The sequence below is a fragment of the Novosphingobium clariflavum genome, assembly GCF_026420865.1.
Taxonomy (GTDB): Bacteria; Pseudomonadota; Alphaproteobacteria; order Sphingomonadales; family Sphingomonadaceae; genus Novosphingobium; species Novosphingobium clariflavum.
Genome location: NZ_JAPCWC010000009.1, coordinates 91,740 through 117,398, shown reverse-complemented (window position 1 = coordinate 117,398; position 25,659 = coordinate 91,740). Strand labels below are relative to the sequence as shown.

Annotated in this window: 26 protein-coding genes; 14 read left to right on the top strand and 12 right to left on the bottom strand. The window is 67.2% G+C overall.

What is annotated here, in order from left to right:
- Positions 1-242 precede the first annotated feature (242 nt).
- The 3 genes from trpS to secB all read right to left on the bottom strand — a co-directional run bounded on the left by trpS (position 243) and on the right by secB (position 3,668).
- The gene (gene trpS, locus OKA11_RS13840) at positions 243-1,262 is read right to left on the bottom strand and encodes a tryptophan--tRNA ligase (protein ID WP_267221225.1); all 1,020 of its coding nucleotides are present in this window, start codon (positions 1,260-1,262) and stop codon (positions 243-245) included.
- A 201-nt stretch (positions 1,263-1,463) separates the two neighbouring features.
- Entirely contained in the window at positions 1,464-3,035 is a 1,572-nt protein-coding gene (murJ, locus tag OKA11_RS13835; RefSeq protein ID WP_267221223.1) for a murein biosynthesis integral membrane protein MurJ, read from the bottom strand.
- 117 nt (positions 3,036-3,152) lie between these two features.
- The gene (gene secB, locus OKA11_RS13830; protein WP_142632056.1) at positions 3,153-3,668 is read right to left on the bottom strand and encodes a protein-export chaperone SecB; all 516 of its coding nucleotides are present in this window, start codon (positions 3,666-3,668) and stop codon (positions 3,153-3,155) included.
- A gap of 404 nt (positions 3,669-4,072) precedes the next feature.
- On the opposite strand from secB, the gene OKA11_RS13825 reads away from it, so the two are divergent.
- The 3 genes from OKA11_RS13825 to OKA11_RS13815 all read left to right on the top strand — a co-directional run bounded on the left by OKA11_RS13825 (position 4,073) and on the right by OKA11_RS13815 (position 6,724).
- Positions 4,073-4,768, top strand: a complete 696-nt coding sequence (locus tag OKA11_RS13825) for a Tim44/TimA family putative adaptor protein (protein ID WP_267221221.1) — start codon at positions 4,073-4,075, stop codon at positions 4,766-4,768.
- A 130-nt stretch (positions 4,769-4,898) separates the two neighbouring features.
- Complete coding sequence (gene mltA / locus OKA11_RS13820; protein ID WP_379489423.1) at positions 4,899-6,134, top strand: murein transglycosylase A; 1,236 nt, start codon at positions 4,899-4,901, stop codon at positions 6,132-6,134.
- On the top strand, positions 6,131-6,724 hold the full coding sequence (locus tag OKA11_RS13815) for a Smr/MutS family protein (RefSeq protein WP_267221219.1): 594 nt from the start codon (positions 6,131-6,133) through the stop codon (positions 6,722-6,724). Before mltA ends, OKA11_RS13815 begins: the two co-directional genes overlap by 4 nt.
- Before the next feature lie 85 nt (positions 6,725-6,809).
- Here OKA11_RS13815 and OKA11_RS13810 read toward each other — a convergent pair whose 3' ends face one another.
- The 3 genes from OKA11_RS13810 to ahpC all read right to left on the bottom strand — a co-directional run bounded on the left by OKA11_RS13810 (position 6,810) and on the right by ahpC (position 12,306).
- On the bottom strand, positions 6,810-9,692 hold the full coding sequence (locus OKA11_RS13810) for a TonB-dependent receptor domain-containing protein (protein ID WP_267221216.1): 2,883 nt from the start codon (positions 9,690-9,692) through the stop codon (positions 6,810-6,812).
- Positions 9,693-9,989: 297 nt separating this feature from the next.
- Positions 9,990-11,579, bottom strand: a complete 1,590-nt coding sequence (gene ahpF / locus OKA11_RS13805) for an alkyl hydroperoxide reductase subunit F (RefSeq protein WP_267221215.1) — start codon at positions 11,577-11,579, stop codon at positions 9,990-9,992.
- Between the two features lie 160 nt (positions 11,580-11,739).
- The gene (ahpC, locus tag OKA11_RS13800; RefSeq protein ID WP_267221213.1) at positions 11,740-12,306 is read right to left on the bottom strand and encodes an alkyl hydroperoxide reductase subunit C; all 567 of its coding nucleotides are present in this window, start codon (positions 12,304-12,306) and stop codon (positions 11,740-11,742) included.
- Between the two features lie 201 nt (positions 12,307-12,507).
- On the opposite strand from ahpC, the gene OKA11_RS13795 reads away from it, so the two are divergent.
- Positions 12,508-12,900 (top strand): hypothetical protein, encoded by a 393-nt coding sequence (locus OKA11_RS13795; protein ID WP_267221211.1) that lies wholly within the window; start codon positions 12,508-12,510, stop codon positions 12,898-12,900.
- Positions 12,901-12,982: 82 nt separating this feature from the next.
- Here the strand turns inward: OKA11_RS13795 and aroC are convergent, their stop codons facing one another.
- The gene (gene aroC / locus OKA11_RS13790; protein ID WP_267221209.1) at positions 12,983-14,050 is read right to left on the bottom strand and encodes a chorismate synthase; all 1,068 of its coding nucleotides are present in this window, start codon (positions 14,048-14,050) and stop codon (positions 12,983-12,985) included.
- A 94-nt stretch (positions 14,051-14,144) separates the two neighbouring features.
- On the opposite strand from aroC, the gene OKA11_RS13785 reads away from it, so the two are divergent.
- Genes OKA11_RS13785 through OKA11_RS13770 form a run of 4 tightly spaced genes read left to right on the top strand, consistent with a single transcriptional unit; the run spans position 14,145 to position 15,928 of the window.
- Positions 14,145-14,459: an antibiotic biosynthesis monooxygenase family protein gene (locus OKA11_RS13785; RefSeq protein ID WP_142632065.1), complete on the top strand. Its 315-nt coding sequence runs from the start codon at positions 14,145-14,147 to the stop codon at positions 14,457-14,459.
- Positions 14,456-14,803, top strand: a complete 348-nt coding sequence (locus OKA11_RS13780; RefSeq protein ID WP_267221207.1) for an ArsC family reductase — start codon at positions 14,456-14,458, stop codon at positions 14,801-14,803. The genes OKA11_RS13785 and OKA11_RS13780 overlap by 4 nt, the downstream gene beginning before the upstream one ends.
- 25 nt (positions 14,804-14,828) lie before the next feature.
- A complete protein-coding gene (gene pnuC / locus OKA11_RS13775) occupies positions 14,829-15,410 on the top strand; it encodes a nicotinamide riboside transporter PnuC (protein ID WP_267221205.1) in 582 nt (193 codons plus the stop codon).
- Positions 15,407-15,928, top strand: a complete 522-nt coding sequence (locus OKA11_RS13770; RefSeq protein WP_267221203.1) for an ATP-binding protein — start codon at positions 15,407-15,409, stop codon at positions 15,926-15,928. Before pnuC ends, OKA11_RS13770 begins: the two co-directional genes overlap by 4 nt.
- A gap of 179 nt (positions 15,929-16,107) precedes the next feature.
- Here OKA11_RS13770 and ubiG read toward each other — a convergent pair whose 3' ends face one another.
- On the bottom strand, positions 16,108-16,860 hold the full coding sequence (ubiG, locus tag OKA11_RS13765) for a bifunctional 2-polyprenyl-6-hydroxyphenol methylase/3-demethylubiquinol 3-O-methyltransferase UbiG (protein ID WP_267221202.1): 753 nt from the start codon (positions 16,858-16,860) through the stop codon (positions 16,108-16,110).
- 81 nt (positions 16,861-16,941) lie between these two features.
- Here ubiG and OKA11_RS13760 point away from each other — a divergent pair, with 81 nt between their 5' ends.
- Positions 16,942-18,201, top strand: a complete 1,260-nt coding sequence (locus OKA11_RS13760) for an aspartate kinase (protein ID WP_142632070.1) — start codon at positions 16,942-16,944, stop codon at positions 18,199-18,201.
- Positions 18,202-18,280: 79 nt separating this feature from the next.
- On the opposite strand, the gene OKA11_RS13755 is transcribed toward OKA11_RS13760, so the two are convergent.
- On the bottom strand, positions 18,281-18,808 hold the full coding sequence (locus tag OKA11_RS13755) for a DUF2239 family protein (RefSeq protein ID WP_267221200.1): 528 nt from the start codon (positions 18,806-18,808) through the stop codon (positions 18,281-18,283).
- Between the two features lie 91 nt (positions 18,809-18,899).
- On the opposite strand from OKA11_RS13755, the gene OKA11_RS13750 reads away from it, so the two are divergent.
- Complete coding sequence (locus OKA11_RS13750) at positions 18,900-19,235, top strand: GIY-YIG nuclease family protein (RefSeq protein ID WP_267221199.1); 336 nt, start codon at positions 18,900-18,902, stop codon at positions 19,233-19,235.
- A gap of 31 nt (positions 19,236-19,266) precedes the next feature.
- On the opposite strand, the gene OKA11_RS13745 is transcribed toward OKA11_RS13750, so the two are convergent.
- Entirely contained in the window at positions 19,267-20,562 is a 1,296-nt protein-coding gene (locus OKA11_RS13745) for an acetyl-CoA hydrolase/transferase family protein (protein ID WP_267221197.1), read from the bottom strand.
- An 82-nt stretch (positions 20,563-20,644) separates the two neighbouring features.
- The gene (locus OKA11_RS13740) at positions 20,645-21,106 is read right to left on the bottom strand and encodes a polysaccharide deacetylase family protein (protein WP_267221196.1); all 462 of its coding nucleotides are present in this window, start codon (positions 21,104-21,106) and stop codon (positions 20,645-20,647) included.
- A 145-nt stretch (positions 21,107-21,251) separates the two neighbouring features.
- Between OKA11_RS13740 and OKA11_RS13735 the strand changes: the two genes are divergently transcribed.
- The 4 genes from OKA11_RS13735 to OKA11_RS13720 all read left to right on the top strand — a co-directional run bounded on the left by OKA11_RS13735 (position 21,252) and on the right by OKA11_RS13720 (position 24,529).
- Entirely contained in the window at positions 21,252-22,271 is a 1,020-nt protein-coding gene (locus OKA11_RS13735; protein WP_267221194.1) for an NAD(P)H-dependent flavin oxidoreductase, read from the top strand.
- Between the two features lie 11 nt (positions 22,272-22,282).
- Positions 22,283-23,149, top strand: coding sequence for a formyltetrahydrofolate deformylase (gene purU / locus OKA11_RS13730; RefSeq protein WP_267221192.1), 867 nt, complete (start codon positions 22,283-22,285; stop codon positions 23,147-23,149).
- 9 nt (positions 23,150-23,158) lie between these two features.
- Entirely contained in the window at positions 23,159-23,563 is a 405-nt protein-coding gene (locus tag OKA11_RS13725; RefSeq protein WP_267221190.1) for a VOC family protein, read from the top strand.
- Positions 23,564-23,653: 90 nt separating this feature from the next.
- Positions 23,654-24,529: a dienelactone hydrolase family protein gene (locus OKA11_RS13720; protein WP_267221188.1), complete on the top strand. Its 876-nt coding sequence runs from the start codon at positions 23,654-23,656 to the stop codon at positions 24,527-24,529.
- Between the two features lie 58 nt (positions 24,530-24,587).
- On the opposite strand, the gene OKA11_RS13715 is transcribed toward OKA11_RS13720, so the two are convergent.
- Positions 24,588-25,574, bottom strand: coding sequence for a CorA family divalent cation transporter (locus tag OKA11_RS13715; protein ID WP_267221186.1), 987 nt, complete (start codon positions 25,572-25,574; stop codon positions 24,588-24,590).
- Between the last annotated feature and the right edge of the window lie 85 nt (positions 25,575-25,659).

Genomic DNA, 25,659 nt, shown 5'->3' with positions numbered 1-25,659 from the left:
GACTTCCTGACGCAGCGATGGACCATTTTGGGCAAGCGAAGCTCACCGCAAGGTAAACCCCGCAGGGGCGTCCAAATGGCTTCCATCTCGAACCGAACCGCCCTTGGACGGGCAACCAGCCCGCCCGGCGGCCGCTTCGGCCCGATCTGTTCGCCATTTGGGCGCCTCGATGGTGCCGCTTATGAGTTTACGGCCTAGGCTGAGGGCGAGGCGGCGCGAACCCGCGCCGCGCCGTTCCGGCATCAGCCGCGCACGAGGCCGAGGGCTTCGTACGTCTTCTCGAGCGTCGGGATCGCCAGCGCGCGGGCCTTTTCGGCGCCCTTCTTCAGGATCGCGTCCAGCGCCGCGCGGTCCTGCCGCAGTTCGACGAAGCGGGCGTTGATCGGCGAGAGCTTCTCGACCAGCAGGTCGCCCAGCGCCGGCTTGAAGCTGCCGAAGCCCTGGCCGCCGAACTGCGCGAGTACGTCCTCGACGCTGGTGCCGGCCATGACTGCGTAGATCGAGACCAGGTTCCTGGCTTCCGCGCGGCCTTCGAGGCCGTCCTTGTCCGAAGGCAGCGGTTCGGGGTCGGTCTTGGCCTTCTTCACCTTCTGCATGATGGTGTCGGCATCGTCGGTCATGTTGATGCGGCTCATGTCCGAGGGATCGGACTTGCTCATCTTCGACGACCCGTCGCGCAGGCTCATGATGCGCGCGGCTTCGGGCGGGATGAACGGCGCGGGCAGCGTGAACAGCGGCGCGTCTTCACTGCAGAAGTCGTTGTTGAACTTCTGGGCGATGTCGCGCGCGAGTTCGAGGTGCTGCTTCTGGTCCTCGCCCACCGGAACGTGGGTGGCCTGGTAGATCAGCACGTCGGCGGCCTGGAGCACCGGGTAGGTGAACAGCGCGACCGACTGGCCCTCGCGGTTCTTGCCGGCCTTGTCCTTCCACTGCGTCATGCGGTTCAGCCAGCCCATGCGGGCGGTGCCGTTGAGCAGCCACTGCATCTCGGCGTGCTGGGGCACCTGGGCCTGGTTGAACAGCACCGAGCGGTCGGGATCGATGCCGCAGGCGACGAGGGCGGCGACCATCTCGCGGGTGTTGGCGGAAAGGTCCGCCGGGGTGTGCGGCATCGAGATCGCGTGGAGATCGGCGAGGAAGTAGAGGCACTCGCCGCCGTTGGCGGTGGCGTCGTCCTGCATCGAGACCCAGTTGCGGATGGCGCCCAGGTAGTTGCCGAGGTGCAGGTTGCCGGTGGGCTGAATGCCGGAGACGATACGCATGGACGCGTCCTTCGCGAGTTTATGGGTGGTCGGTCGTAGAGAGTGGGTGCGCCGGTGAGGGCGCGCATGCAGACAGGGTCAGCGCGCTGCGCGCGCGACGCTCCGCCATCGCCATGAAAGGCGACGGGTCAAGGCAGACTTCGGATGCGAAAGACTCTGCATGGGCGTGGCTCATAGCACAAACCGGCATGGATGGAAGCCTCAGGACGCGGTGCGGCGGCGGCGCAGCAGGGCAAGGTCGGCGCGGGTGAAGGCGCCGGTTACCAGCGTCGCCAGCGCGTAGACCAGACCGCCCGCCGAAACCAGCGCCGCCAGTGCGAGGCCGCGCACCAGCCAGGTGCCGTGGAGATAGGGCGTCAGCAGGTCCTGCCCGAACCACAGCACCACCCCCATGGCAACGGCCGCCAGGGCCAGGCGCGGGGCGCGGCGCTTCAGGCGGGCATCGACCTGGAAATGGCCGCGCCTGACCAGCGTCCAGTAGAGCATGGCGACATTGACGGTGGAGGCGATGGCGGTCGCCAGCGGCGGCCCCATGTGCTGCAGCGGCACGATCAGCGCGAGATTGAAAGCGAGGTTCACCGCCATCGAGATCATCGCGTAGCGCACCGGGGTGCGGGTGTCCTGGCGGGCGTAGAAGCCCGGCGTCAGCACTTTGACGAGGATGTAGCTGGGCAGGCCCAGCGAGAAGGCGGCGAGCGCCTCGGCGGTGCGGGCGACGTCGCCCGCGTCGAACTTGCCGTAGCCGAACAGCGCCGCGGCGATCGGCTGGCCGCAGACGATCAGCGCCACCGAGGCGGGCAGGGTGAGCAGCAGGGCCAGTTCCATGCCGCGGTTCTGGGTGTCCATCGCGGCCGCGTCCTCGCCGCCGCCGAGCTGGCGCGAGATGGTGGGCAGCAGCACGGTGCCAAGGCCGATGCCGATCAGGCCGAGCGGCAGCTGGTTCAGCCGGTCGGCCATGTAGATGTAGGTCACCGAGCCGTGGGCCAGCAGCGAGGCGGCCAGCGCGGTGGAGATGACGAGGTTGATCTGCACCGCGCCGGCGCCGGCGGCGGCGGGCAGGATCAGCTTCATCAGCTGTTTCACGTCGGCGTTCCAAACCGGCAGCCGGAGGCGCATCGACACCTTGTTGGCGCGGCAGGCCCACATCAGCCAGAGCAGCTGGAGCGCGCCCGAGACCGAGACCGCGATGGCCTGGTTGCGCGCCGTCACCAGCGCGTCGGCCGAGTGGAAGCCGAGGATCGCCACGATCTGCGTCACGTTGAGCAGGATCGGCGCGGCGGCATTGACCCAGAACTTGTTCAGCGAATTGAGGATCCCACCCAGCAGCGAGACGAGGCTGATGAACGCGAGATAGGGCACGGTGATGCGGCTGAGCATGACCGCGTAGGCGAACTGGTCGTGGCTGACGCCGTTGAACTTGCCCGAAAGCAGGAACGTCACCGGCCAGGCGAAGACCTCGAGGATCACCGTCATCGCGAGGAGGATCGGCAGCAGCACCGACAGCGCCTGCTCGGCAAAGGTGATGCCGGCCGAAAGCCCGGGCCCGTCCTTGTCGGCCACCTTCTGGTTGAACATCGGGATGAAGGCCGATGCGAAGGCGCCTTCCGCGAAAAGCGCGCGGAACAGGTTGGGCAGCCGGAAGGCGATCAGGAAGGCGTCGGAGGCGAAACCGGCGCCGACGAAGCGCGCGAACAGGCTGTCGCGAACGAGCCCGAGAATGCGGCTGGCGAGCGTAAGTCCGCCGACACTGGCAAGCGCCTTGGTAAGATTCATGCCCCTCGGGGTCCTTCGAAAGATCTCGGGTCTGGAACGCAGAAGGCCCGTCCGCGCCCATCGCCCTTGCGGGCGGGGTGCGGACGGGCCTTCATGTCATTGGCTGCGAGGCAGGCCTCAGGCGTGGCCGACCGGCTCGCCCATGCCTTCGGCTTCGGCCTGCTGGCGGGCGGCGAGCTGCTGGAAGTAAAGGCCGTTGAAATCGATCGGCTCGAGCATCAGCGGCGGGTAGCCGGCATCGCGCACGGCATCGGCCACCACGCGGCGGGCGAACGGGAACAGGATGCGCGGCGCTTCGGCATAGAGGAAGGCGTGCATGCTGGGCTCGTCCAGGTTGCGCATGCCCACGAGACCGCAATAGGCCAGGTCGACGACGTAGGCGGTGCCTTCGTCGGCCTTGGCGGCGACGGTGATCTTCAGTTCGACTTCGTGGACTTCGCCGTCGATCGGGCGGGCGCCGATGTTGAACTGGATGTCGACTTGCGGCTGGTTCTGCCAGGAGAAGCTCTGCGGCGCGTTCGGGTTCTCGACCGAGAGGTCCTTGACGTACTGCGAGATGATGCCGGCGGCCGGCGCGTTGTCGTCGGCGTTGCCGAGGTTGATGTCGGAGATGACGTTGCCTTCGTCGGCCATTTCGATTCTGTCCCGTCTATAAGAATACGGATGGAAGTCTGGTGAAACTCAGGGCAGGGCGCCTAGCGCGTTTTCGCGGGCGGTGGAAGCTATCGCCCCGAATTTGTTGCGGGCGGCACGGGTATGGGCACGGGCATGGCCGTGGCAACGGATCGTCTTGTCATGCGTTGGACCGGGCAGGGCAGCCGTGAAAGGGTAAAGCGCAATGCCGAAAAATTCCCTGAATCCGCCGCTCACGCGTTGTTCATTTGTAAACTGTACTTATCTGGGGTTATGATGACGCTCCCCGGGCGTGTGCCCGGCCTCTCGCGCAAGCGGACGATTCGTCCACTTCACCGCGCCCTGTCGAGGCTTGCACCACCCGAGACAACAGACGCGTCCAAGCAAAGGATGGACAAAGGAACGTGACACCGGAAATCGTGATCCTGGCCATGATCGCAGCCTTCCTGGGACTGCGGCTTTATTCGGTACTCGGGCGCCGCGCCGAGCATGAGGAAGAGCCGATCCAGGGACGCTTCGAAGGCCGCCAGGGCCAGCCCGGAAACGCACGCGTCCCGGTCCCGCCCAAGGCTGACGGCAAGCAGGACGCCAAGCAGGCCGACCGTTCGGCGCTGGCCCCCCGCCAGCGGGAAATGCCGCTCGCCCCGCCTTCGGTGGAGCGCGGCCTTGCCGAAATCGCCGGTGCCGATCGCCGGTTCGATGCCTTCGCCTTCCTCGAAGGCGCGCGCAGTGCCTACCGGCTGATCCTCGAATCGTTCTGGAAGGGCGACAAGGCAGAACTTCGCGCGCTGTGTGACGGCGATGTCTACGACAGCTTCTCGGCTGCGATCGATGCCCGCATCGCGGCCGGTGAAACGCTCGACAACCGCCTGATCCGCATCGAGGAAGCCGCGATCACCGGCGCCGGCGTCGACAATGGGGTGGCCCGCATCACCATCCGTTTCCGCTCGGACATCGCCGCTGTCACCCGCGATGCCGAGGGTCACGTGATTGCCGGCTCGCTCGACGATGCGATCGAGGCGGTCGACATCTGGACCTTCAGCCGCCGGATCGATGCGGCCGGGCCGGACTGGCTGCTCGACGAGACGGACGCCGGGTAACCCTGATGCGCCGGATAGGCGGTTGATTTCAGGCATATGATCCCACAAGGATCGAGAGGCCGGGCCGAAAGGTCCGGCTTCTTGTTTTATGACCGGGCGGCGTGTGCGTGCCCGGCGCGCAGTGCGGAGAATGGTCGTGCAGGCAGCTTTGGCGAAGCCGCGGAAATGGCAGTGGCGCCGTTCAGGGGCGATTCTGGCGCTGGCCCTGCTTTCGGGCTGCGTGCGCATGATTCCCGGCGCCTCCGGGCCCGGCACCGTCACCCCGCCAACCCCGCCCGGACCGCCGCCGCCGGCCAATGCCGTGGCGCTTGGCGTACGTGCGGGCCCTGCCGTCACCTCGCTCCCGGTCGGCGCGATCGACGGCGCGGCGGCGCTCGCCTCGTTCCGCGAGAGCTGTGCCAGCGTGTCGCGGCGCACCGACGGCAGCGGCCTCACCCGCCCGGCCGACTGGCAGCCGGCCTGCGCCGCGGCCCGGGCATGGCCCGGGGCTTCGGCCGCGCAGTTTTTCCAGACCTATTTCGAGACGGTGAAGATCGGCGACGGACGCGGTTTCGCGACCGGCTATTATGAGCCCGAAATCGCCGGCGCGCGCCAGCACCTGCCGGGCTACGACGTGCCGATCTACGCCATGCCCGCCGACCTCGTTCGCGCCAGGCCCGGCGATGCCACGCCCAATGCCAAGGGGCAGATGCCGCTTGGCCGCTACGACCAGACCGGCGCCTTCGTGCCCTATTACGATCGCGGCGCCATCGAGGACGGGGCATTGGCCAATCGCGGGCTGGAGATCGCCTGGGCGCGCGATCCGGTCGAGGTGTTTTTCCTGCAGGTGCAGGGCTCCGGCCGCTTGCGCGCGCCCGACGGCACCGTCATGCGCATCGGTTATGCCGGGCAGAACGGCTGGTCCTATACCGGGATCGGCGGCGTCATGCGGGACCAGGGGCTGATCGGCAGCGGGCCGGGGCAATACTCGGGCTCGATGCAGGGCATCATGCAGTACATTCACGAGCACCCGGTCGAGGGGGATGCGCTGATGCGGCAGAACCAGTCCTGGGTGTTCTTCCGCGAACTGACCGGCGACGGGCCGCTCGGCGCGCTGGGCGTGCCGGTGCGCGCGCGCGCCTCGGTGGCCGCCGATCCGCTGTTCGTGCCGCTGGGCGCGCCGGTCTGGCTCGGGCTCGACCGGCGCGAGGCGAACGGCCTGTGGGTGGCGCAGGACACCGGCGGCGCAATCAAGGGCGCCAACCGTTTCGACACCTTCTGGGGAGCGGGTGACCAGGCCCGCGTGACCGCCGGCGGCATGAGCGGTCGCGGCGACGCGGTGGTGCTGGTGCCCAAGGGCACGCTTGCCCGGTTGCAGCAGCAATGAGGAGGCCCGGTCGGCGACTGAGCACGGAAGAGGCGCAGGTCTGGGCGCAGGTCGCCCGGACGGTGACCCCGCTCGACAAGCGCCGGCCCAGGGCGGAAGCGGTGGTGGCCGAGCCGGTTCCTGCCTCCGCCCCCGCTCCTGTCGTCGTATCTGCGCCGCCTCCGTCCGGCAGGAAGGTTAAGGGCCGGGTGCCGCCGCCGCTGCCGCCCAAGCCGGCCGCGGCCAAGCCCCAGGCCGAATCGCAGCTGCAGCTCGATGGCTCGTGGGAGAAGCGCATTTCCAAGGGGACGCTGCTGCCCGATTTCAGCCTCGACCTGCACGGATCGAGCCTCGATCAGGCCTATGTGCGGCTGATGCACGGGCTGACCCAGGCCAAGTCGATGGGCGCGCGGGTGGTGCTGGTGGTGACGGGCAAGTCGCGCCCGGTCGATTCGATGGACCGGGGCAGTGCGCGCGGGGCGATCCGCGCCAAGATCATCGACTGGCTGGCGGCCAGCGAACATGCCTACGACATCGTCGCGGTGCGCGGGGCCCATCGCCGACACGGCGGGCAGGGCGCGCTCTATGTGGTGCTGAAAAAGCGCCGCTGATCGGTCGCTGATCGGCCGTGGATCGGCCGTGGATCGTCCGATGCCCGGCGCGGGAGGCTCTCCCGCGCCGGACCGGAAGGTTTGCCTACATCTTCACGCCGATGCGCAGATAGCCGAACTGGCCGGGGACGTCGTACGTCGTCGGGTCGTAGTTCGGGCCGGTGCAGGTGTTGCAGGCCGGCGGGTCGGTATCGAAGACGTTGTTGACGCCCAGCGTGAAGGTGAAGGCGCTGTCCATGAAGCTGGGGGTGTAGCTCAGCTGCACGTCGCCGTAGAAGCGGTCACCCAGCTTGTGGCCGTCGCCTTCGGTCACGCCCTTGATGTAGCGGCCGGTGAACGAGCTGTCGAAGCCGCCGATCGACCACGAGAGGATGCTGGTGGCCTTCCATTCGGGGTAGGACTGGTCGGGGAAGCCGCGGGTCGTGTCCTTGTAGCTGATGGTGGTCGAGCCGGTCCCGGTGGGGAACGATTCGGTGTACTTCATCAGGTGGTTGGCGTTGACCGAGAGGCCGAAGGTGCCGAGGTCGGTCATCGGCGAGCTGTAGTTGAAGCTCACGTCGAGGCCGCGGGTGCGGATCGAGCCGATGTTCTGCAACAGGCCGAGCACGCTGGCGATGCGGCCGCTCGAGGTGCGCACGACGTTGTCGCAGGCGGCGGTGTCCCCCAGTTCGGCGCAGCGGGCGAGCGTGACCTGCGGGTTGATCGCCGAGATCGCGCCGTCGACGGTGATGTCGTAGTAGTTCACCTCGAGGCTGAGGCTGCGGGCGAAGCCGCCGCGCGCCCAGGCCGGGCTGTAGACCGCGCCGAACAGCCAGGTCGTGCTGGTTTCGGGCTTGAGGTTCTGGTTGCCGCCGGTCAGCGTGCCGATCTGGCCGCCGAGCGGTTCCTGGTAGCTGCCGTCGGCGGGAACGCCGTTGGCGATGCAGTTGGTGCGGATGGTGGCCGAGCTTTGCCAGCCCGAGCCGGTGACGTTGGTGCACGGATCGTCGATCGGCGCGTCGGCGCGCGACTGGGCGCCGAACAGTTCGCCGATCGCCGGGGCGCGGAAGCCCTCGGCATAGGAGGCGCGCAGCAAGAGGTCGGGCACCGGCTTCCACAGGCCGGTGGCGGTGAAGGTCGTGCTCTTGCTGCCGGTCGAGTAGTCCGAGTGGCGCACCGCGCCGTCGGCTTCGAGCAGTTCGAAGAACGGGGTGTCCTTCAGCAGCGGCACGCGCACTTCGGCGTAGAGTTCGTCGGTGTTGTAGGAGCCCGAGGCCGCCTGTGCGGGAATGTCGGCGCCGAGACCCGCCTGGATGACCGGGTCGGGCGTGAACGAGCCGTGCTGGTAGCGGTGCTCGTAGCCCATCGCGAAGCCGACCGGCCCCGCGGGCAGGTCGAACAGGTCGCCGGTGAGGTTGGCGGTGTAGTCCTGCATGCTCTGGCTCGAACGGTCATGCTCGGTGAACGAGATGTAGTCGAGCATGGCCTGGGTGATCGAACCGGCGCCGCCGAAGATGTTGAGCGGCACGCAGTCGCCGGTGCAGTTCGCCAGCGGGCCGAGCGCCTGGGCCACCCGGGCGGCGTTGACGTTGCCGGTGAAGGTCAGCTTGGCGTCGTTCCAGCCGAAGGCGGCGTTGACGTCCCAGTAGAACTTGCGGCTGCCGACATGGAAGCTGCCGTCGAGCGAGGCATTGGCGGTCATCGTGTCGACGTGCTGCGTATAAGTGCGCTGCCCGGCCTCGACGAGGCGGCGGCCGATGAAGCTGTAGGTCGCCGGCTGGCCGTTGGTGCCCGAGTTGAGCGTGATGCCGAAGGGGTTGTAGGGGTTCGTCACGTCGATCGAGACGGTGTCGAGCAGGTTGCCGTTGCCCGCGTCGGGGCCGATGAACAGCGGCAGGAACGCCGCCTGGTTCTGCGAGTTGCGGCGGTTGTAGACGAGCTTGGCGCGGAACGTGACGTTCGAGCCCAGTTCCTGCTTGGCGCTGCCCCAGAAGCCGTAGCGTTCGGACGGCGTCAGGAAGTAGTTGTAGGGCGAGAAGTTGAAACGGTCGGCCGCGGTGAAGGCGCGGAAATCGCCGCCCGTCAGCGTCGGATCATAAGTGCCCTGGCCCATGAGCGGGGCGTTGCGCACGGTCACGCTGCCGCCGGCGGGCAGCGAGGGGTTGCCCGGATTGAACACGATGCGCCCGTTCACCGCCGCCGAGGAACAGCCGCCGCGCGGATCGAGGCAGCTGGACTGGCCGGGGTTGGGGAACTGCGAGATATCGCGGTCGGCGGTGCTGACCTTGCCCTGCTTGACGTAGCTGGCGCCCAGCACGACCGAGGTGGTCGGCCCCTTGATGCCGTAGCTGACGTTGTAGTCCTGGGTGTGCCCGTCGCCCTGGCGGAAGCTGCCGTACTGGGCGGTGGCGCGCAGGCCGTCCTGCTCGGACTTGGTGATGATGTTGACGACGCCGGCGATGGCGTCCGAACCGTAGAGCGGCGACTGGCCCGATTGCAGGACCTCGATGCGCTCGATCTGGTTGGCGGGAATGGTGTTGAGGTCGACCGTGGAGGGGATGCCGCTCGCCGCCGTGGCGTTCACGTAGCGCATGCCGTCGACCAGCACGAGCGTGCGCTTGGCGAGCAGGTAGCGCAGGTCGATCTCGCTGGTGCCTGCGCCGACGCCGCCGCCGTCCTGCGGGTTGCCGATGTTGCCCGAGTTGTTGACCTTGGTGTTGAGGCCGCCCGCGGCGCTGGGCAGGCGCTGCAGCACGTCGGCGACCGAGGACAGGCCGGTCTTGGCGATCGAGGTGCTGTCGAGCACAACCACCGGGCTGGCGTTGTCGAGCGGGTTCTGGCGGATGCGCGAGCCGGTGACGACGATGGCTTCTCCCGGTGTCGTCGCGGCGGCATCGGCGTCCTGCGCCTGTACGGTGGCGGGCATCACCAGCGCGCCGAGCGTGAGCGCGGCAATGCTGCAATGCAAATGGAAATTCCCCGTCCTCATGTCACGACCCCCAAGAAAAACACCCGATATCGGGCTCTTGGCAACGTCTCCGGCGGGATGATGCTGCGCAACGAAATTCTGCAACATTGCAAAATTTCTGAAACATTCGTGCAATGATGTTGCTATCTCGCAACAATAATATCGTTTGCGTGCCATTTTTTCGAATGGGGGCAACGCAAAATTAGAGCGCCCGGTCAGGAAATTGCGCGCTCTGCCCCTGCCTGCCCCCCACCCACACGAAAACGGGCGGACACCTCCCGGTGCCCGCCCGCTTGCTCGGGGGGATGCTGTCTGTCGTCAGGCCACTTCGAGCGCGGCGACCGGAGCCTCGTTGCGGATCAGGTAGTCGAAGGCGGAAAGCGCGGCGGTCGCGCCTTGGCCCATGGCGATGATGATCTGCTTGTAGGGCACCGTGGTGGCGTCACCGGCCGCGAAAATGCCCGGCAGGCTGGTCGCCGCCTTGTCGTCCACCACGATCTCGCCGCGGGGCGAGAGGGCGATGCCGCTGTCCTTCAGCCACTCGGTATTGGGCACCAGACCGATCTGGACGAACACGCCTTCCAGTTCGACCTTGTGCTCTTCGCCGCTGGTCCGGTCCTTGTAGACCAGGCCGTTCACCTTCTCGCCGTCACCGGTGACCTCAAGGGTCTGGGCGCTGGTGAGGATCTGCACGTTGGCCATCGATTCGAGCTTGCTCACCAGCACCTGGTCGGCGCGCAGCTTGTCGTCGAACTCGATCAGGGTGACATGGCCGACGATCCCGGCAAGGTCGATCGCCGCCTCGACGCCCGAGTTGCCGCCGCCGATCACCGCCACGCGCTTGCCCTTGAACAGCGGGCCGTCGCAGTGCGGGCAATAGGCCACGCCCTTGTTCTTGTACTCGGCCTCACCGGGGACGCCGAGGTTGCGCCAGCGGGCACCGGTCGTCAGCACGAGGCTGCGCGCCTTGAGCGAAGCGCCGTTGGCGAAGACCACCTCGTGATAGCCGCCGAGTTCGCTGGCGGGCACCAGCTTTTCGGCGCGCTGCAGGTTCATCACGTCGATCTCGTATTCCCCGACGTGGGTTTCCAGCGCGGCGGCGAGCTTGGGGCCTTCGGTATAGGGAACCGAGATGAAGTTCTCGATGCCCATGGTGTCCTGCACCTGGCCGCCGAAGCGTTCCGCGGCGATGCCGGTCGAGAAACCCTTGCGTGCGGTGTAGATCGCGGCCGAGGCCCCGGCGGGGCCGCCGCCGACCACCAGCACTTCGAACGGCTTCTTCTCGGCCAGCTTGGCCGCCGCCCTGGCATCGGCGCCGGTGTCGAGCTTGGCGAGGATCTCCTCGACGCTCATCTTGCCCGAACCCCACATCGCGCCGTTCAGGAACACGGCCGGTACGGCCATGACGCCGCGGCCCTCGACTTCGTCCTGGAACGCGCCGCCCTCGATCAGGGTGGCGGAGACATTGGGGTTGTTGAGCGCGATCAGCGTCAGCGCCTGCACCACGTCCGGGCAGTTGTGGCAGGAGAGCGAGAAGTACATCTCGAACTCGTAGCGGCCTTCGAGATTGCGGATCTGCGCCAGCGTCTCGTCGGAGACCTTGGGCGGATGGCCGCCGGTCCACAGCAGGGCGAGGACGAGCGAGGTGAATTCGTGGCCGAGCGGCAGGCCGGCAAAACGCACGGCGGCATCGGCATCGGCAGCGCGGCGGACGAGGAAGCTGGGCTTGCGCGCGTCATCGCCGTCGAAAGTGGCGGTAACCTTGTCCGAGAGCGAGGCGATGGTGGTCAGCAGCTCGCGGGTCTCGGCAGACTTGGCGTCGCCGCCCAGCGAGGCGACGAGCTCGATCGGCTCGCGCAGCATGGCGAGATATTGCGAGAGCTGTTGCTTCAGGGCGGGGTCGAGCATGAGTCACAGGTCCTTATGAAATGCGTGGGGAGAGAAAGGGGCGGCCCGGGGGTCTGCCAGCCGCGAAGCGCACGGGGGTGCGGCTCCGGGGGAGGGATGCCCCGGGCCGCACACCTTCACCGCGCGACCCGGATGGCCTTACGGCCTGGTCGCGTAAGTCTTAGAGCTTGCCGACGAGGTCAAGCGAGGGAGCGAGGGTTTCCGAACCTTCTTCCCACTTGGCCGGGCAGACCTGGCCGGGGTTGGCGCGGACGTACTGGGCAGCCTTGATCTTGCGGACCAGTTCCGAAGCGTTGCGGCCAACGCCCTCGCAGGTGATTTCCATGATCTGGATGACGCCTTCGGGATCGACCACGAAGGTGGCGCGGTCGGCCAGGCCCGAATCTTCGCGCAGGACGCCGAAGGCATTGGTCAGCGCGTGGTTCTGGTCGCCCAGGAACGCGTACTGGATCTTGCCGATCTTGTCCGAGGTGTCGTGCCAGGCCTTGTGGCTGAAGTGGGTGTCGGTCGAGACGCCGAACACTTCCACGCCCATGCCCTGGAGGGCGGCGTACTGCTCACCGAGGTCTTCCAGCTCGGTCGGGCAGACGAAGGTGAAGTCGGCCGGGTAGAAGAAGAACACGGCCCACTTGCCGGCGATGTCGGCGTCGGTGACGTCGAAGAAGTCCTTGCCGGCCTGGAACGCGGTGTTCTTGAACGGCTTGATGGTGCTGCCGATGATACCCATGGATGTAAGCTCCCTCGATTGGGTGTTGAAACTGACAAGAGCGGAGATAGGCCGCTCGTGTGACGATGTGTAGGGCCTTGATCCGATTGGGTTGATCGGATTGATCGATCAGTGGGCGATGGACTGAGCGATTTCGTCGATAAAACCAGCGCACTTGCGAAAATTCGTGCGGCGGTGCGGCAACTGGGGCAGAGGGGAGGCATGAACATGCTCCGACTTGGCCGTTCGGGCCGGCTTGCGCTGCTGCTCGCCGCCTGCACCTCGCTGGCCGCCTGCAACAGCTGGCCCACTTCGCTGGACAACCGCGCGGCGGGTGACATGACCTTCCGCTACCATCACCGGCTCTACGACCAGTGGTCGCTCTGGGCACCGGTGCGCGAGGGCCATGCCGTGATGTTTGCGCACGAACACCGCATCCGCGACATTTCCGGGTTCGAGATCACCGAGGGCGGGCGCACCTATCGTTATGGCACGCGGGCGCTGGCGCCGGTGCAGAGCTTCTGCGCGGGCAGCCAGAGCTGCGTGCTGGTCTATCGCGGCGAGGGTCGGCTGGAGGCCCGCACCGCGCCGCTGGCGGACGCCAAAATGGATTGAGCGGCGGCGAGGACCGGGGCGGGCGTCGATCCGCCCGCGCCCAGCGGCTCTGGTCCAGCGGCCCTGGCTCAGCAGCCCTGTATCAGCCGCACTGGCCGCGGTGCAGCAGCTTGTGATCCGCCAGCACCAGCGCCATCATCGCCTCGACCACGGGCACGCCGCGAATGCCCACGCAAGGGTCGTGGCGGCCCTTGGTGAACAGTTCGGTCGCCTCGCCGTCCCGGTTGATGGTGGGCTGCGGGGTGAGGATCGAACTGGTCGGCTTGAACGCCACGCGCACGACGACCGGCTGGCCGGTCGAGATGCCGCCGGCAATACCGCCTGCGTGGTTGGCGCTGAACTCGGGGCCATGGGAACCCGGATACATCGGGTCGGCATTCTGCTCGCCGGTCAGGCGCGCGGCGGCAAAACCATCACCGATCTCGACGCCCTTCACCGCGTTGATGCCCATCATCGCGGCCGCCAGATCGGCATCGAGCTTGCCATAGAGCGGCGCGCCCCAGCCGGCCGGAACGCCGGTGGCGACGCATTCGACCACCGCGCCGACCGAGGAACCGGCCAGGCGCGCGTCGTCGACGATCTTCTCCCAGCGCTTGGCGGCCTGTGCGTCGGGGCAGAAGAACGGGTTGTTGCCGATCTCGGCCGCATCGAAGCTCGTCCTGTCGATAGCGTCCCCGCCGATCTCGGAGACATAGGCGAGGATCGTCACGTCCGGGATCACCAGCCGCGCCACGCCGCCCGCCGCCACGCGGCTGGCGGTCTCCCGCGCCGAGCTGCGGCCGCCGCCGCGATAGTCGCGCAAGCCGTACTTGGCGTCATAGGCATAGTCGGCATGGCCGGGGCGATAGGCCTTGGCGACGTCCGAATAGTCCTTCGAGCGCTGGTCGACGTTCTCGATCATCAGGCTGATCGGCGTGCCGGTGGTCTTGCCTTCGAACACGCCGGACAGGATGCGGACCTGATCCGGCTCCTGCCGCTGGGTGGTGAACTTCGACTGGCCGGGGCGGCGCGCGTCGAGGAAGGGCTGGATCAGCCCCTCGTCGATGGCAAGGCCCGGCGGGCACCCGTCGACGACGGCGCCGATGGCAGGGCCATGGCTCTCGCCCCAGGTGGTGAATCGCAGAAGGCGGCCGAAAGTGTTCACGCTCATGCCCCGCGCCTTGGCGCGCAATCTTCGGATTGTCCAGCGTTGGCGGTGCGTCACATGCTTGCGGAATGGCCTGCGAAGGGCCATGAGCGCGGCCATGTTCCTGGTAGTCTTCCGCAATCGCAAGCGCGCCGACATCGACGCGGCCGCCTATTCCGCCGATGCCGAGGCGATGGACGCGCTCGCCCGCGCGCAGCCCGGCTTCCTTTCGTTCAAGAGCTACACCAGCGAGGATGGCGAAGTGATCGCGCTGTCCGAATGGGAGGATGAGGCCGCCGCGCTGGCATGGCGGCGCGTCGCCGCCCATGCCGAAGTGCAGGCCAAGGGCCGCGACCACTATTACCAGAGCTACACCGCCTTCGCCTGCAACGAACCGCGGGTGCGCCACTTCGAGAGGGAAAGCGAATCGTGAGCCTTGAATTCTACGGCATCCCCAACTGCGACACCGTGAAGAAGGCGCGCAAATGGCTGGAAGCGCGCGGCAGCGACTACACCTTCCACGACTACAAGAAGGAAGGCGCCGACGCCGCGCGGCTGGAAAAGTGGATCGCCGTGGTGGGCTGGGAAAAGCTGCTGAACCGCGCGGGCACCACGTTCAGGAAGCTGCCGGATGCGGACAAGCAGGACCTCGATGCGGCCAGGGCGGCGGCGATCATGGTCGCGCAGCCCAGCACCATCAAGCGGCCGGTCGTCGAGTATCCGGGCGGCTTGCTGGTGGGTTTCAAGGAGCCGGAATGGGAAGCCGCGCTTGGCTGAATCCTAAGGAATAACGGGGGCGACAATGGATCCGGTAGAATGGGTCGCGGCGGCACTGGGGCTTGCCAATATCGCACTTCTGGTGCGGCGCAGCGTGTGGAACTACCCGTTCGGCATGGCCATGGTGGCGCTCTACTTCGTGGTGTTCTGGCAGGCCAGGCTCTATGGCGAGGCCGGCCTGCAGATCTTCTTCTTCGCGGCGCAAGGCTGGGGCTGGGCGCTCTGGGTGCGCGCGGGCGGGGGTGAGAGCCGGGTGCCGGTGCAGCGGCTGGGCGGTTTCAGCCGCGCGCTCTGGCTGGTGGCGACGGCGGCGCTGGCGCTGAACCTCGGCTGGGTGATGCACAAGTTCACCGATGCCTCGCTGCCCTATGCCGATGCCGCGATCGCCGGGGCTTCCATCGCCGCGCAAGTCCTGCTGGCCTTCCGCCGGATCGAGAACTGGGTGCTGTGGATCGCCATCGATGTCGCCTCGATCGGGGTCTATGCCTACAAGGACCTGTGGCCGACGGCTGCGCTCTATGTGGTGTTTCTGGTGATGTCGGTGCTGGGCCTGATCGAATGGGCGGCGGCCGAGCGGGGCCAGAATCGGGAACTCAAGGCCGCGTGATCACGGTCTGCCTCCACGGCGCGGAAAGCACGGGCAAGTCGGTACTGGCGGCGCGGCTGGGGCTGCCGTGGGTGCCGGAATATGGCCGTGCCTATTGCGAGGAGCGCGGCACCGACCTGACGATGGCGGACCTCATCGCGATTGCCGAAGGGCAGGCGGAGGAGAACCGCAAGGCGATGGCAGCGGCCCCGGCGGTGCTGTTGCTCGATACCGATCAGTTGATGACGGCGGCCTGGGCGCAGATGCTGTTCGGCGAGGTGCCCGAAGTGCTGATGGGTTATCCCAAGGCCGATCACTACCTGCTGTTCTCGCCCGACGTGCCGTGGCGTGATGACGGGACGCGGTTCTTCGGGACCGGTGACGCGCGGGCCCGGTTCGCGGCGCTGGCGGAGGAGATGCTGGTGCGCGCAGCGGTGCCTTTCACGCGGATCGGCGGATCGTGGGACGCGCGTGAGGCGCAGGTTCGCGCGGCGATTCGTGATTTGAAGCAAAGAGGAAGTCCTGAGGCTCTGCGATAAACTCAGGAAATCCCGCAGAGCTGCAAAATGTTCATGCTGCCCCTCGCCATCTGTAGCGCTCTGCTTGCGGTGCAGCCAACAGGTCTCCCGGCAATGCCATTGAGCACGCAGCGGATAGTGCAAGGAACCACGGAGACGGTAATCGGGGTGCAGGGGGTGTTGACCCCCTGCTGTATCCCTTACTTCTTCTTCGCAGCCGTCACGATGAAGTTCAGCGAGAGATCGTCCGACAGGTGCAGCCCCTTCGTGGGCGACCATGCGATGCCCTTGGGCTCGCCCAGCGTCAGGCCGGCGCCTTCGGCCAATTCACGTAGCTCCTCGGGCGTGGCGAACTGGTGCCAGTCGTGCGTGCCGCGCGGCACTTTGCCCAGCCGCTCGGCCGCCTCGACCAGCAGCAGGCGCGAGGCGGGGGTGCGGTTGGGGCAGGACAGGATCATCAGCCCGTCGTCCGCCAGTGCACCGGCAAGCTGGCCGATGAACAGCGCCTTGTCGATCACGTGCTCGATCACTTCCAGCGAGCAGACGAGGTCGTAGGCCGAGAGCCCCAGCGCGCCCAGTTCGCCGTGTCTGTAATCGATGGGAAGCCCCATCGCTTCGGCATGGGCACGGGCCGCCGCAACGTTCTGCGCCGCCGCGTCCACGCCCGTCACCGCCGCGCCGAGGCGGGCGAGCGGTTCGCAGAGCAGCCCGGCACCGCAGCCGGCATCGAGCGCGCGCTTGCCGGCGAGCGGCTTCAAGGCACGGGAATCGCTACCGAAATGCCGGTCGATCTCGGCACGGATGAAGCCGAGGCGCACCGGGTTGAGCTGGTGGAGCATCGCCGAAGTGCCCTTCGGATCCCACCACTCGGCCGCCAGCGCGCCGAAGTGGGCGGCTTCCTTCGGATCGATTGTTGCGCCGGAAGGCGTGTTCGAAGCAGTTGCATTATCCATGACTCCCCCCTAACAGCCCGCCGAACTCTTATCCACACGCGCATCGTTCATGCGCACAATCTCACGGGGAGCAACGGCACCTTGGCACGTATCGTGATGAAATTCGGCGGCACTTCGATGGCCGGGACCGAGCGAATCCGGCGCGTGGCGGGTATCGTCAAACGTCAGCAGGAAGCCGGCCACGAAGTCGCGGTCGTCGTTTCGGCGATGGCGGGCGAGACCGACCGTCTCGTCAACTTCTGCCGTGAGGCCAATGCGCTTTACGATCCCGCCGAATACGATGTCGTCGTCGCATCGGGCGAGCAGGTCACTTCGGGCCTGCTGGCGCTGACGCTGCAGGCCATGGGCTGCAAGGCCCGCTCGTGGCTCGGCTGGCAATTGCCGATCAAGACCGACGATGCCCACGCCAAGGCCCGTATCGAGGACTTCGATTCGGAAGCGTTGCTGGCATCGATGGCGGCGGGCGAGATCGCGGTGATCCCCGGCTTCCAGGGCGTTTCACCGGACAATCGCATCACCACGCTGGGCCGTGGCGGTTCGGACACTTCGGCGGTGGCCGTGGCGGCGGCGGTCAAGGCCGACCGCTGCGACATCTACACCGACGTCGACGGCGTCTACACCACCGACCCGCGCATCGTCGCCAAGGCGCGCAAGCTGCCGCTGGTGACCTATGAAGAAATGCTCGAACTGGCCTCGGTCGGCTCGAAGGTGCTGCAGACCCGCTCGGTCTCCCTCGCGATGAAGGAGAACGTGCGCGTGCAGGTGCTGTCCTCGTTCATCGACGAGAACGCCCCGGCGGCAGACACTCTCCCCGGAACGATGATCGTCAGCGACGAAGAACTTGAAGGAAGCGATATGGAACGCCAGCTGATCACCGGCATCGCCGCTGACAAGAACGAAGCCAAGGTTACCCTTACCCGCGTGCCGGACCGTCCGGGCGCGGTGGCCGCGATCTTCGCGCCGCTGGCCGAGCAGAACATCAACGTCGACATGATCATCCAGAACGTCGCCAAGGACAAGGGCGAGACCGACGTCACCTTCACGGTGCCGCAGGCCGATCTCGTCCGCGCGCAGGCGCTGCTGGAAGAGCGCAAGGAAACGATCGGCTTCTACCGCATGATCGCCGACAGCAATGTCGCCAAGGTCTCGGTCGTCGGCGTCGGCATGCGCAGCCACGCGGGCGTCGCATCGACCATGTTCAAGACGCTGGCCGATCGCGGCATCAACATCATCGCCATCTCGACCAGCGAGATCAAGGTTTCGGTCCTGATCGACACCGACGAGACCGAACTGGCGGTGCGCGTGCTGCACACGGCTTACGGGCTCGACGCGGCGGCCTGACCCTTCGACACGCTCAGGGTGAGCGGTCGAACAGTCTGAGTCAGGGAAAGGCGGCGCGGTGAGCGCCGCCTTTTTCGTATCAGTCTTCCACAGATGGCTGCGCGAGTTCGAAGACGTGATTGCGCACGTCTGCCGGCCATGCCGCCATGGCGGCGGCGAACGCCTCCAGCCTGTCTGCAAAGAGCAGGCGGCTTGCCTCCTCGAAACCGGGCAGGTCTCCGCCGAGCGCGGACATTACGCGGTAGGCGCGTTCGTGGGCGGCGCGTTTCGCGGTGCGGCCGCCGTCCGTCTTGCGCGCCTCGTCGACAAGCCGGCGCAGGGCCTGCGAGGCACCGCCGGGTTGCTGGGCCAGCCAGTCCCACTGGCGGGGCAGCAAGGTCACCTCGCGCGCGGTTACGCCGAGTTTCGGGCGGCCGCGACGGCGCGGTGCTTCGCTTTCTTGCGGAATGGGCGCAAGGCCCCGCCAGTCGAGATCGACAGGCCTGCCGGTGGCGTCGTCGAACACCAGCACGCCTTGTTCCTGCCCTGAAAGAGTGGCGATCAGCTCGGCGGGCGTGCCGTGCGCCAAGCGGGTGGTGCCGAGGAAGGCGGTGCAGGTCTGCGTCATGTAAGGGGTCCTGAAATATTTTTGCCCGGGTAAATTGAAATCGCGGCCAGGTCAATTTATCCGGGTAAAAATTACTTCAGGGACTCGAATCATGGATCGTGCCGATCGCAAGGCGGCCCTCGCCGAATATCGTGAACGCAAACCCGAACCGGGCGTCTACGCGCTGCGCTGTACCGCCAGCGAAGAGGTGTGGGTGGGGCGCGCGCCTAACCTTCCGGCGATCCGCAACCGGATATTCTTCACCTTGCGGCTGGGCTCCACGCCGCAGCGTTCGTTGCAGGAGGCATGGAACACGCACGGGGCAGCGGCCTTCGCTTTCGATGTGCTGGAAGCGGTGGACGCCGAGAAGATCGGCCTCGGCTGGGAGCGCGAACTCAAGAAGCGTCACGCCGACTGGGTGGAGCGTCTGGGCGCGACGGCAATCTGATCGCGCGCGCCAAGGCTTTCCGCTTTCGGTATCAGAGCGCTTTGGCCAGTTCATCGCGGAACTTCGGATCGGCAAGGCCGATCAGCAGTTCCGCCCGCTGGCGCAAGGTCTTGCCGCGCAAGTTGGCGGCGCCGTGCTCGGTGACGATCCAGTGGACGTCGTTGCGCGGGGTCGTCACCGGGCCGTCGAGGCGCGGCACGATGCGGCTGACGGTGCCGCCCTTTGCCGTCGAGCGGCAGGCGATCACCGAGACCCCGCCTGTCGACGCATTGGCCCCGCGCACGAAGTCGAGCTGGCCGCCTGCGGCCGAGTGCTGGTGTCCGCCCATGAATTCGGAATTGCAGGCACCTTGCAGGTCGACCTGGATGGTCGCGTTGACCGAGACCATCTTGTCGTTCCGAGCGATCACGGCGGGATCGTTCACCACGTCGACCGGCATCGAATAGACATGCGGATTGGCGTCCAGCCAGCGGTAGAAGGGATCGTCGCCCATCGCGAAGGAATAGACGCTGAGGCCCGGCTGCGTCGTCTTCAGGCGATTGGTGACCGCCCCTTGCTGCGCCAGACGGGCGAGGGCCGGAGTGAGCAGTTCGGTATGGATGCCCAGGTCGCGCCGGTTCGCGATGCGGCGGCAGACAGCGCCGGGCAGGTTGCCGATGCCCATCTGCAGGCAGGCGCCATCATCGATCATTTCCGCGATCAGCGCGGCGATGGCCTCGTCCTCGGGGGCGGCCTCGGCTTCTGCGAAGCCGAGCAGCGGCGCATGGTTCTCGACCACGGCGGTGACCTGCGAGATGTGCAGCGGCGCCGGGCAGGCGACGCGCGGCATCGCAGGATTGACCTCGACGATCACCGTCTTCGCGCTATGGGCGGCGGCGGAGGTATAGTCGTTGGCGGCGCCGAAGCTGAAATAGCCGTCGGCGTCCATCGGCGAGACCGCAAGCACGCAGGCATCCATGCCCACTTCTGCGCACATCACCCGCGGAGAGCCGCTGAAGGCGGTGGGCACGAAGTCGATCAAGGCCTCGGCGGCAGGGTCGGCCTTGATGAGCGCACGTTCCACCCCGCTCATGAAAAGGCATTGAGGGCGGATGCGGCCAAGCAGGTCGCGCCGCAGGATCGTCGACCCGGCGTGGGCCTGCGAAAGCAGATACCAGACACGCAGGCCGGTGAGCGTTCCCGCTTCGGCCCGGCGGGCAAGCGCGGCAAGCAGGGCAGGGGGTTCGGCCACGACCATGCCCATGGCAAGGTTGCTGTTGCTGGCGATCGCCTCGACCGCTCTGTCGGCGGTGGTCAGGCGGGCGGCGTAGAGAGTTCTGGCATCCATCTCCCCATGGCTCTCACCATGGGGCGGCCAGATCAAGTGCCACCTAAGTCGTAGGGACGAAGGGGCGCAGTGGCCGGCCCGCTCAGGCCGAGCGGGCGGCCGCCATGCGGGTGCTCAGGTCGTTCAGGATGCGGGCGGCCTCTTCGGTTTCGCCCTGCGCCGCGGCATCGCGCGCACGGGCGATGCCCGCCGCGATCGTCTCGCGCATGGGCGCCGGCACGCCTTGCTCGAGCCCGTCGACCGAGCTGGCGAGCGAGGCAAGCTGGGCGGTGGCCAGGGCGCGGTCTTCATGTTTGTCGTCGAGGCGGGTCGCCGTGCGGGCGGCGGAGACCTCGATGTCGAGAAGGGCGCTGCGTGCGCTTTGCGGCAGGGCTGCGAAGCGCAGCGAGGTGTCCTGGGGGACGGCGATCCCGGCTGCCGGGGTGGCGGTTTGCACGCGCTCGATCGCCAGCCAGGCGATCACCAGGCCGGAAACGGCGGCCAACATGAGGAGGAACAGGCTCGAGGGCTGGAGCAGGGTGCTGCGGCGGGAGGCTTTCGACATAGGGGGGGAGTCCGGAGGTTTTGATCGATCAAAAGGCATTATAGACGGGCGCAAGTGGGCGCGGTGCGGGTGCTGCCGCTTGTGCGGCGGCATTCCTCATCCTATGGCGCAGGCTCGTTTATGACTGCGGGCTATGGGAGCATCGATGGCCGCCACCTCTAAGACCGCCGCGCTGATGGCGCGGGGCCGTGAATTTCTTGGCAGCGAATACGCGATCCTGTGCGGCGCCATGTCCTGGGTTTCCGAACGCAATCTGGTTTCGGCGATCAGCAATGCCGGCGGTTTCGGCGTGATCGCTTGCGGGGCGATGAATCCCGAGCTTCTCGACAGGGAGATCGCCGGGACGCGCGCCCTGACCGACAAGCCGTTTGGTGTCAACCTGATCACCATGCACCCGCAGCTGTTCGAGCTGATCGAGGTCTGCGCAAAGCACGGTGTCAGCCATGTCGTGCTGGCAGGCGGCATTCCGCCCAAGGGCAGCGTGGAAGCGATCAAGGAATCGGGCGCCAAGGTGATCTGCTTCGCGCCGACGCTGGCGCTGGGCAAGAAGCTGCTGCGCTCGGGCGCGGATGCGCTGGTGATCGAGGGCATGGAAGCGGGCGGCCACATCGGCCCGGTCTCGACCTCGGTGCTGGCGCAGGAAATCCTGCCGGCGCTGGCCGAGGAGCATCTGGTGTTCGTGGCCGGCGGCATCGGCCGCGGCGAGGCGATGGCCGGTTACCTCGAGATGGGCGCAGCGGGCGTGCAGCTCGGCACCCGGTTCGCCTGTGCCAGCGAATCGATCGCGCACCCGGACTTCAAGAAGGCGTTCTTCCGCGCCAATGCCCGCGATGCCGTGGCCTCGGTCCAGGTCGATCCGCGCCTGCCGGTGATCCCGGTGCGCGCGCTCAAGAACAAGGGCACCGAGGAATTCACCGCCAAGCAGATCGAAGTGGCGCGTCTGCTCGATGCCGGTGAAGTCGACATGGGCGAGGCCCAGCTCAAGATCGAGCACTTCTGGGCGGGCGCACTGCGCCGCGCGGTGATCGAGGGCGATGTCGAGAACGGCTCGATCATGGCCGGCCAGTCGGTCGGCATGGTCAGCAAGGAAGAGCCGGTGGCCGACATCATCGCCGCGCTCATGGCCGAATCCGAAGCGGCCCTCGCCAGCCGCGCGGCCGCCTGAGGCCTGCCGCGATGCCCGAGACGAAGTCGCAGCCGCTGGTCCTCGCGCTGTCCTGCGCCGATCGCCCGGGCATCGTTGCCCGGGTGACCGGATACCTTGCCCAGGCCGGGGGCAACATCATCGAGGCGCAGCAGTTCAACGACCTCGATGAAGACAAGTTCTTCATGCGGGTCGCCTTCGATCCGGGCACCGCCAACCGCGAGGAATTCAGCGAAGGCTTCGGCCCGATCGCGCATGAATACGGCATGGCCTGGTCGATGACCCGCCGCGACCGGCCGCGCCGGGTGCTGCTGCTGGTCAGCAAGTTCGACCATTGCCTGGCCGACCTGCTCTACCGCCAGCGCATCGGCGAGATGCCGATGGAGGTCGTCGGCATCGTCTCCAACCACCCGCGTGAGGCGATCAGTTCGCTGATGATCGGCGACGTGCCGTTCCATCACCTGCCGGTGACGAAGGACACCAAGGCCGCGCAGGAAGCGCAGATCCGCGCGCTGGTGAACGAGACCCGCGCGGAACTCGTCGTGCTGGCCCGCTACATGCAGATCCTGTCGGACGAGATGGCGGCGTTCCTCTCGGGCCGCTGCATCAACATCCACCACTCGTTCCTGCCCGGCTTCAAGGGCGCCAAGCCCTACCATCAGGCCCATGCGCGCGGGGTGAAGATGATCGGGGCAACGGCGCACTACGTCACCGCCGACCTCGACGAAGGGCCGATCATCCATCAGGATGTGGAAGCCGTGACTCACGCCGACACGCCCGAGGACATGGTGCGCAAGGGCCGCGACATCGAGCGGCGCGTGCTGGCCGAGGCGGTGCGGCTGCATCTTGAGGACCGCGTGCTGCTGAACGGCTCGCGCACGGTCGTATTCAGAGGGTAAGAGGGATTTATGGCGGTCAGCGGTATCGATCACGTCAATGTCCTGACCGACGACCTTGAGGCCACGGCCCGTTTCTACGAGGACGTGCTGGGCCTCTCCCGCAGCCCCAACCCGACCGTTGCCGTGCATATCGCCGGGTACTGGATGCGTGACGGCGAGGGCAACGCGGTTGTCCATCTGGTCGACCGCACGACCGCGCGCGGGCGCTACGACGCCTACCGCCCCGGTGAGCCGACCAATGCGCTTCACCATTTTGCGCTGCGCTGCGCGGGCTACGCGCAGATGCGCGCAAGGATCGAGGCGCTCGGCCTGCCGCACCGGGTGAACGAGCATCCTGCCCTGGGCCTTGCGCAGATCTTTCTCGTCGATCCCAATGCGGTGAACATCGAGCTGAACTTCCACGGCGCGCTCTGACGCTGGCTGCTCGGGGCGGGACTGGCCATCCGCCGCGCCGCGGGCTAGCCTAGACGCCTTTCTCGAACCAGCAGCGGACCCGCCCTGTCGATGTGTGACGATTTCACCGCCGAGGCCGAAGAGGCCAACCTTGCCCGCCGCGGGCTGAACCGCCGCGAATTTTCCGCGCTGGGCGCCAGCATGGCCCTGGCGGGCTGCGCCGCCGGGCTGGGCCCCAAGTCCACCGGCAGCGACGTGCAGGAAAAGATGGTCTCGATCACCACCGACGACGGTGTGGCCGATGCCTTTTTCGTGCACCCGGCCAAGGGCGCCCATCCCGGCATCATCATGTGGCCCGACATTGCCGGTCTGCGCGAGGTGAAAAAGATCATGGCGCGCCGGCTCGCGGCGGAAGGCTACGCGGTGCTATGCGTGAACCCCTATTACCGCGGCGGCCCGGCGCCGACCTTCGAGAGCTTCTCGGACTACCGCACGGCGGAAGGCCAGGCCAAGGTCGCGCCGCTGCGCGCGGCGCTGACCCCCGCTGCTATCACCCGCGATGCCCGGGCCTATGTCGCCTTCTTGCGGGGCGATCCAGCGGTTGACGGCAAGCGCGGCATCGGCAGCCATGGCTATTGCATGGGCGGGCCGTTCACCGTGCGCACCGCCGCGGCCGAGCCTTCGCATGTGCACGCCGCCGCATCGCTCCACGGGGCGGGGCTGGTGAGCGATGCGCCGGACAGTCCGCACCGCCTGATCGCCGGGACGCGGGCCGGGTTCCTCTTTGCCATCGCCCGCAACGACGACGCCAGGCAGCCCGACCAGAAGACCGAACTGCAGAAGGCCGCCGCCGCTGCAAGCCGGCCCGCCGAAGTCGAGGTCTATCCTGCCGACCATGGTTGGTGCGTGCCCGATTCTCCCTCGTGGGATCCGGATGCGGCGGACAAGGCGTGGCAGCGGATGCTGGCGCTCTACGAGACGCTCTGAGATTCCGGTTTCCGCGTTTTCCGGGGCCTCGGGTGATCCCACCTGACTGGAAAGCGCTTTAACGGAAGAACCCGCGCCCCCTGAGGAACAGGAAAGTCGCCAGCGCCGATCCGGCCGCCAGCACCGTGGCACCCACGGTGCCGTGGTGGCCGACCAGCGGCAGGTCGCCGGTGTTCATGCCGAAGATGCCGGTCACCAGCGTGGCGGGCAGCATCAGCGCGGTCATGACCGAAAGCAGGTAGAGGTTCTGGTTGACCCGCTGGTTCGACTGGTCGTTGATCTCGTCGCGCACCGAGCGCAACTGGTTGAGCACGCTGATGATGTCGCCGCCCACGCCTTGTACCCGCTGCGAGAGTTTCTCGACCGTGGGCAGCATGTCGGCGGGCAGGTCATCGTCGATCTCGAGCCGGCGGAACACGCTTTTCATGCCGTCGAGCATCCGGTGGAGCTGGGCGAGGCGGCGGCGCACGTCGAGCAGGCGGTGACTGCCGGGCACCGGGCGGTCTTCGACCAGCGCGTCCTCGGCGGCCTGCACTTCGCCCGAGAGGCGGGCGATCACCCGGCCGAAGTTCTCGAGCATCGCGCTCACCATCATGTCGAGCGCGCGCGGCGGCGTCATCGCCATCTCGCTGCCGCTGAGGCGGCGATGGACGATGTCCGCCGAGCCGACCGGATGATGGCGCGCCGAGACGATCAGATTGCCGGTCAGTGCCATGTGCAGCGCGCCGATCCGGCCGGTGTCCTCGCTATCGAAATCGCGCTCGAAATCGTGCAGCACGCAGGCAACGGTGATGGGATCGACCAGCGCGCGCTGGTGGCGGTCCTGCGAGAGCAGGACCTCGCGCGCGGCGGCGGGCAGTTCGGGCGAGGTCTCGACCCACTGGCGGGTGCCGTGATCGGCAAGGTTGAGATGCAGCCAGCGCAGGCGACCGTCATGCGCGCTGTTGCAGTCTTCCACCGCGCGGTTGCCCTCGGGGGTGAATTCGATGCCCCAGATCAGACCGGGGCCGAGAGCGGGTGGTCCCCCTTCACGCGGTTCGCGCATGGTGTTTCCTCAAGCGATTCCAGACATTCTTCTAGTGGATTGATTTTGGCATTGGCATCCCCTGGCGGATGGATGGGTTTGCAAA

What these genes read in the sequence shown, in the direction of transcription:
- trpS (WP_267221225.1), bottom strand. Translation starts at nt 1,262, where the DNA reads ATGCGTATCGTCTCCGGCATTCAGCCCACCGGCAACCTGCACCTCGGC.
- murJ (WP_267221223.1), bottom strand. Translation starts at nt 3,035, where the DNA reads ATGAATCTTACCAAGGCGCTTGCCAGTGTCGGCGGACTTACGCTCGCC.
- secB (WP_142632056.1), bottom strand. Translation starts at nt 3,668, where the DNA reads ATGGCCGACGAAGGCAACGTCATCTCCGACATCAACCTCGGCAACGCC.
- mltA (WP_379489423.1), top strand. Translation starts at nt 4,899, where the DNA reads ATGGTCGTGCAGGCAGCTTTGGCGAAGCCGCGGAAATGGCAGTGGCGC.
- OKA11_RS13815 (WP_267221219.1), top strand. Translation starts at nt 6,131, where the DNA reads ATGAGGAGGCCCGGTCGGCGACTGAGCACGGAAGAGGCGCAGGTCTGG.
- OKA11_RS13810 (WP_267221216.1), bottom strand. Translation starts at nt 9,692, where the DNA reads ATGAGGACGGGGAATTTCCATTTGCATTGCAGCATTGCCGCGCTCACG.
- ahpF (WP_267221215.1), bottom strand. Translation starts at nt 11,579, where the DNA reads ATGCTCGACCCCGCCCTGAAGCAACAGCTCTCGCAATATCTCGCCATG.
- ahpC (WP_267221213.1), bottom strand. Translation starts at nt 12,306, where the DNA reads ATGGGTATCATCGGCAGCACCATCAAGCCGTTCAAGAACACCGCGTTC.
- OKA11_RS13795 (WP_267221211.1), top strand. Translation starts at nt 12,508, where the DNA reads ATGAACATGCTCCGACTTGGCCGTTCGGGCCGGCTTGCGCTGCTGCTC.
- aroC (WP_267221209.1), bottom strand. Translation starts at nt 14,050, where the DNA reads ATGAGCGTGAACACTTTCGGCCGCCTTCTGCGATTCACCACCTGGGGC.
- OKA11_RS13785 (WP_142632065.1), top strand. Translation starts at nt 14,145, where the DNA reads ATGTTCCTGGTAGTCTTCCGCAATCGCAAGCGCGCCGACATCGACGCG.
- pnuC (WP_267221205.1), top strand. Translation starts at nt 14,829, where the DNA reads ATGGATCCGGTAGAATGGGTCGCGGCGGCACTGGGGCTTGCCAATATC.
- ubiG (WP_267221202.1), bottom strand. Translation starts at nt 16,860, where the DNA reads ATGGATAATGCAACTGCTTCGAACACGCCTTCCGGCGCAACAATCGAT.
- OKA11_RS13755 (WP_267221200.1), bottom strand. Translation starts at nt 18,808, where the DNA reads ATGACGCAGACCTGCACCGCCTTCCTCGGCACCACCCGCTTGGCGCAC.
- OKA11_RS13750 (WP_267221199.1), top strand. Translation starts at nt 18,900, where the DNA reads ATGGATCGTGCCGATCGCAAGGCGGCCCTCGCCGAATATCGTGAACGC.
- OKA11_RS13745 (WP_267221197.1), bottom strand. Translation starts at nt 20,562, where the DNA reads ATGGATGCCAGAACTCTCTACGCCGCCCGCCTGACCACCGCCGACAGA.
- OKA11_RS13740 (WP_267221196.1), bottom strand. Translation starts at nt 21,106, where the DNA reads ATGTCGAAAGCCTCCCGCCGCAGCACCCTGCTCCAGCCCTCGAGCCTG.
- OKA11_RS13735 (WP_267221194.1), top strand. Translation starts at nt 21,252, where the DNA reads ATGGCCGCCACCTCTAAGACCGCCGCGCTGATGGCGCGGGGCCGTGAA.
- purU (WP_267221192.1), top strand. Translation starts at nt 22,283, where the DNA reads ATGCCCGAGACGAAGTCGCAGCCGCTGGTCCTCGCGCTGTCCTGCGCC.
- OKA11_RS13725 (WP_267221190.1), top strand. Translation starts at nt 23,159, where the DNA reads ATGGCGGTCAGCGGTATCGATCACGTCAATGTCCTGACCGACGACCTT.
- OKA11_RS13720 (WP_267221188.1), top strand. Translation starts at nt 23,654, where the DNA reads ATGTGTGACGATTTCACCGCCGAGGCCGAAGAGGCCAACCTTGCCCGC.
- OKA11_RS13715 (WP_267221186.1), bottom strand. Translation starts at nt 25,574, where the DNA reads ATGCGCGAACCGCGTGAAGGGGGACCACCCGCTCTCGGCCCCGGTCTG.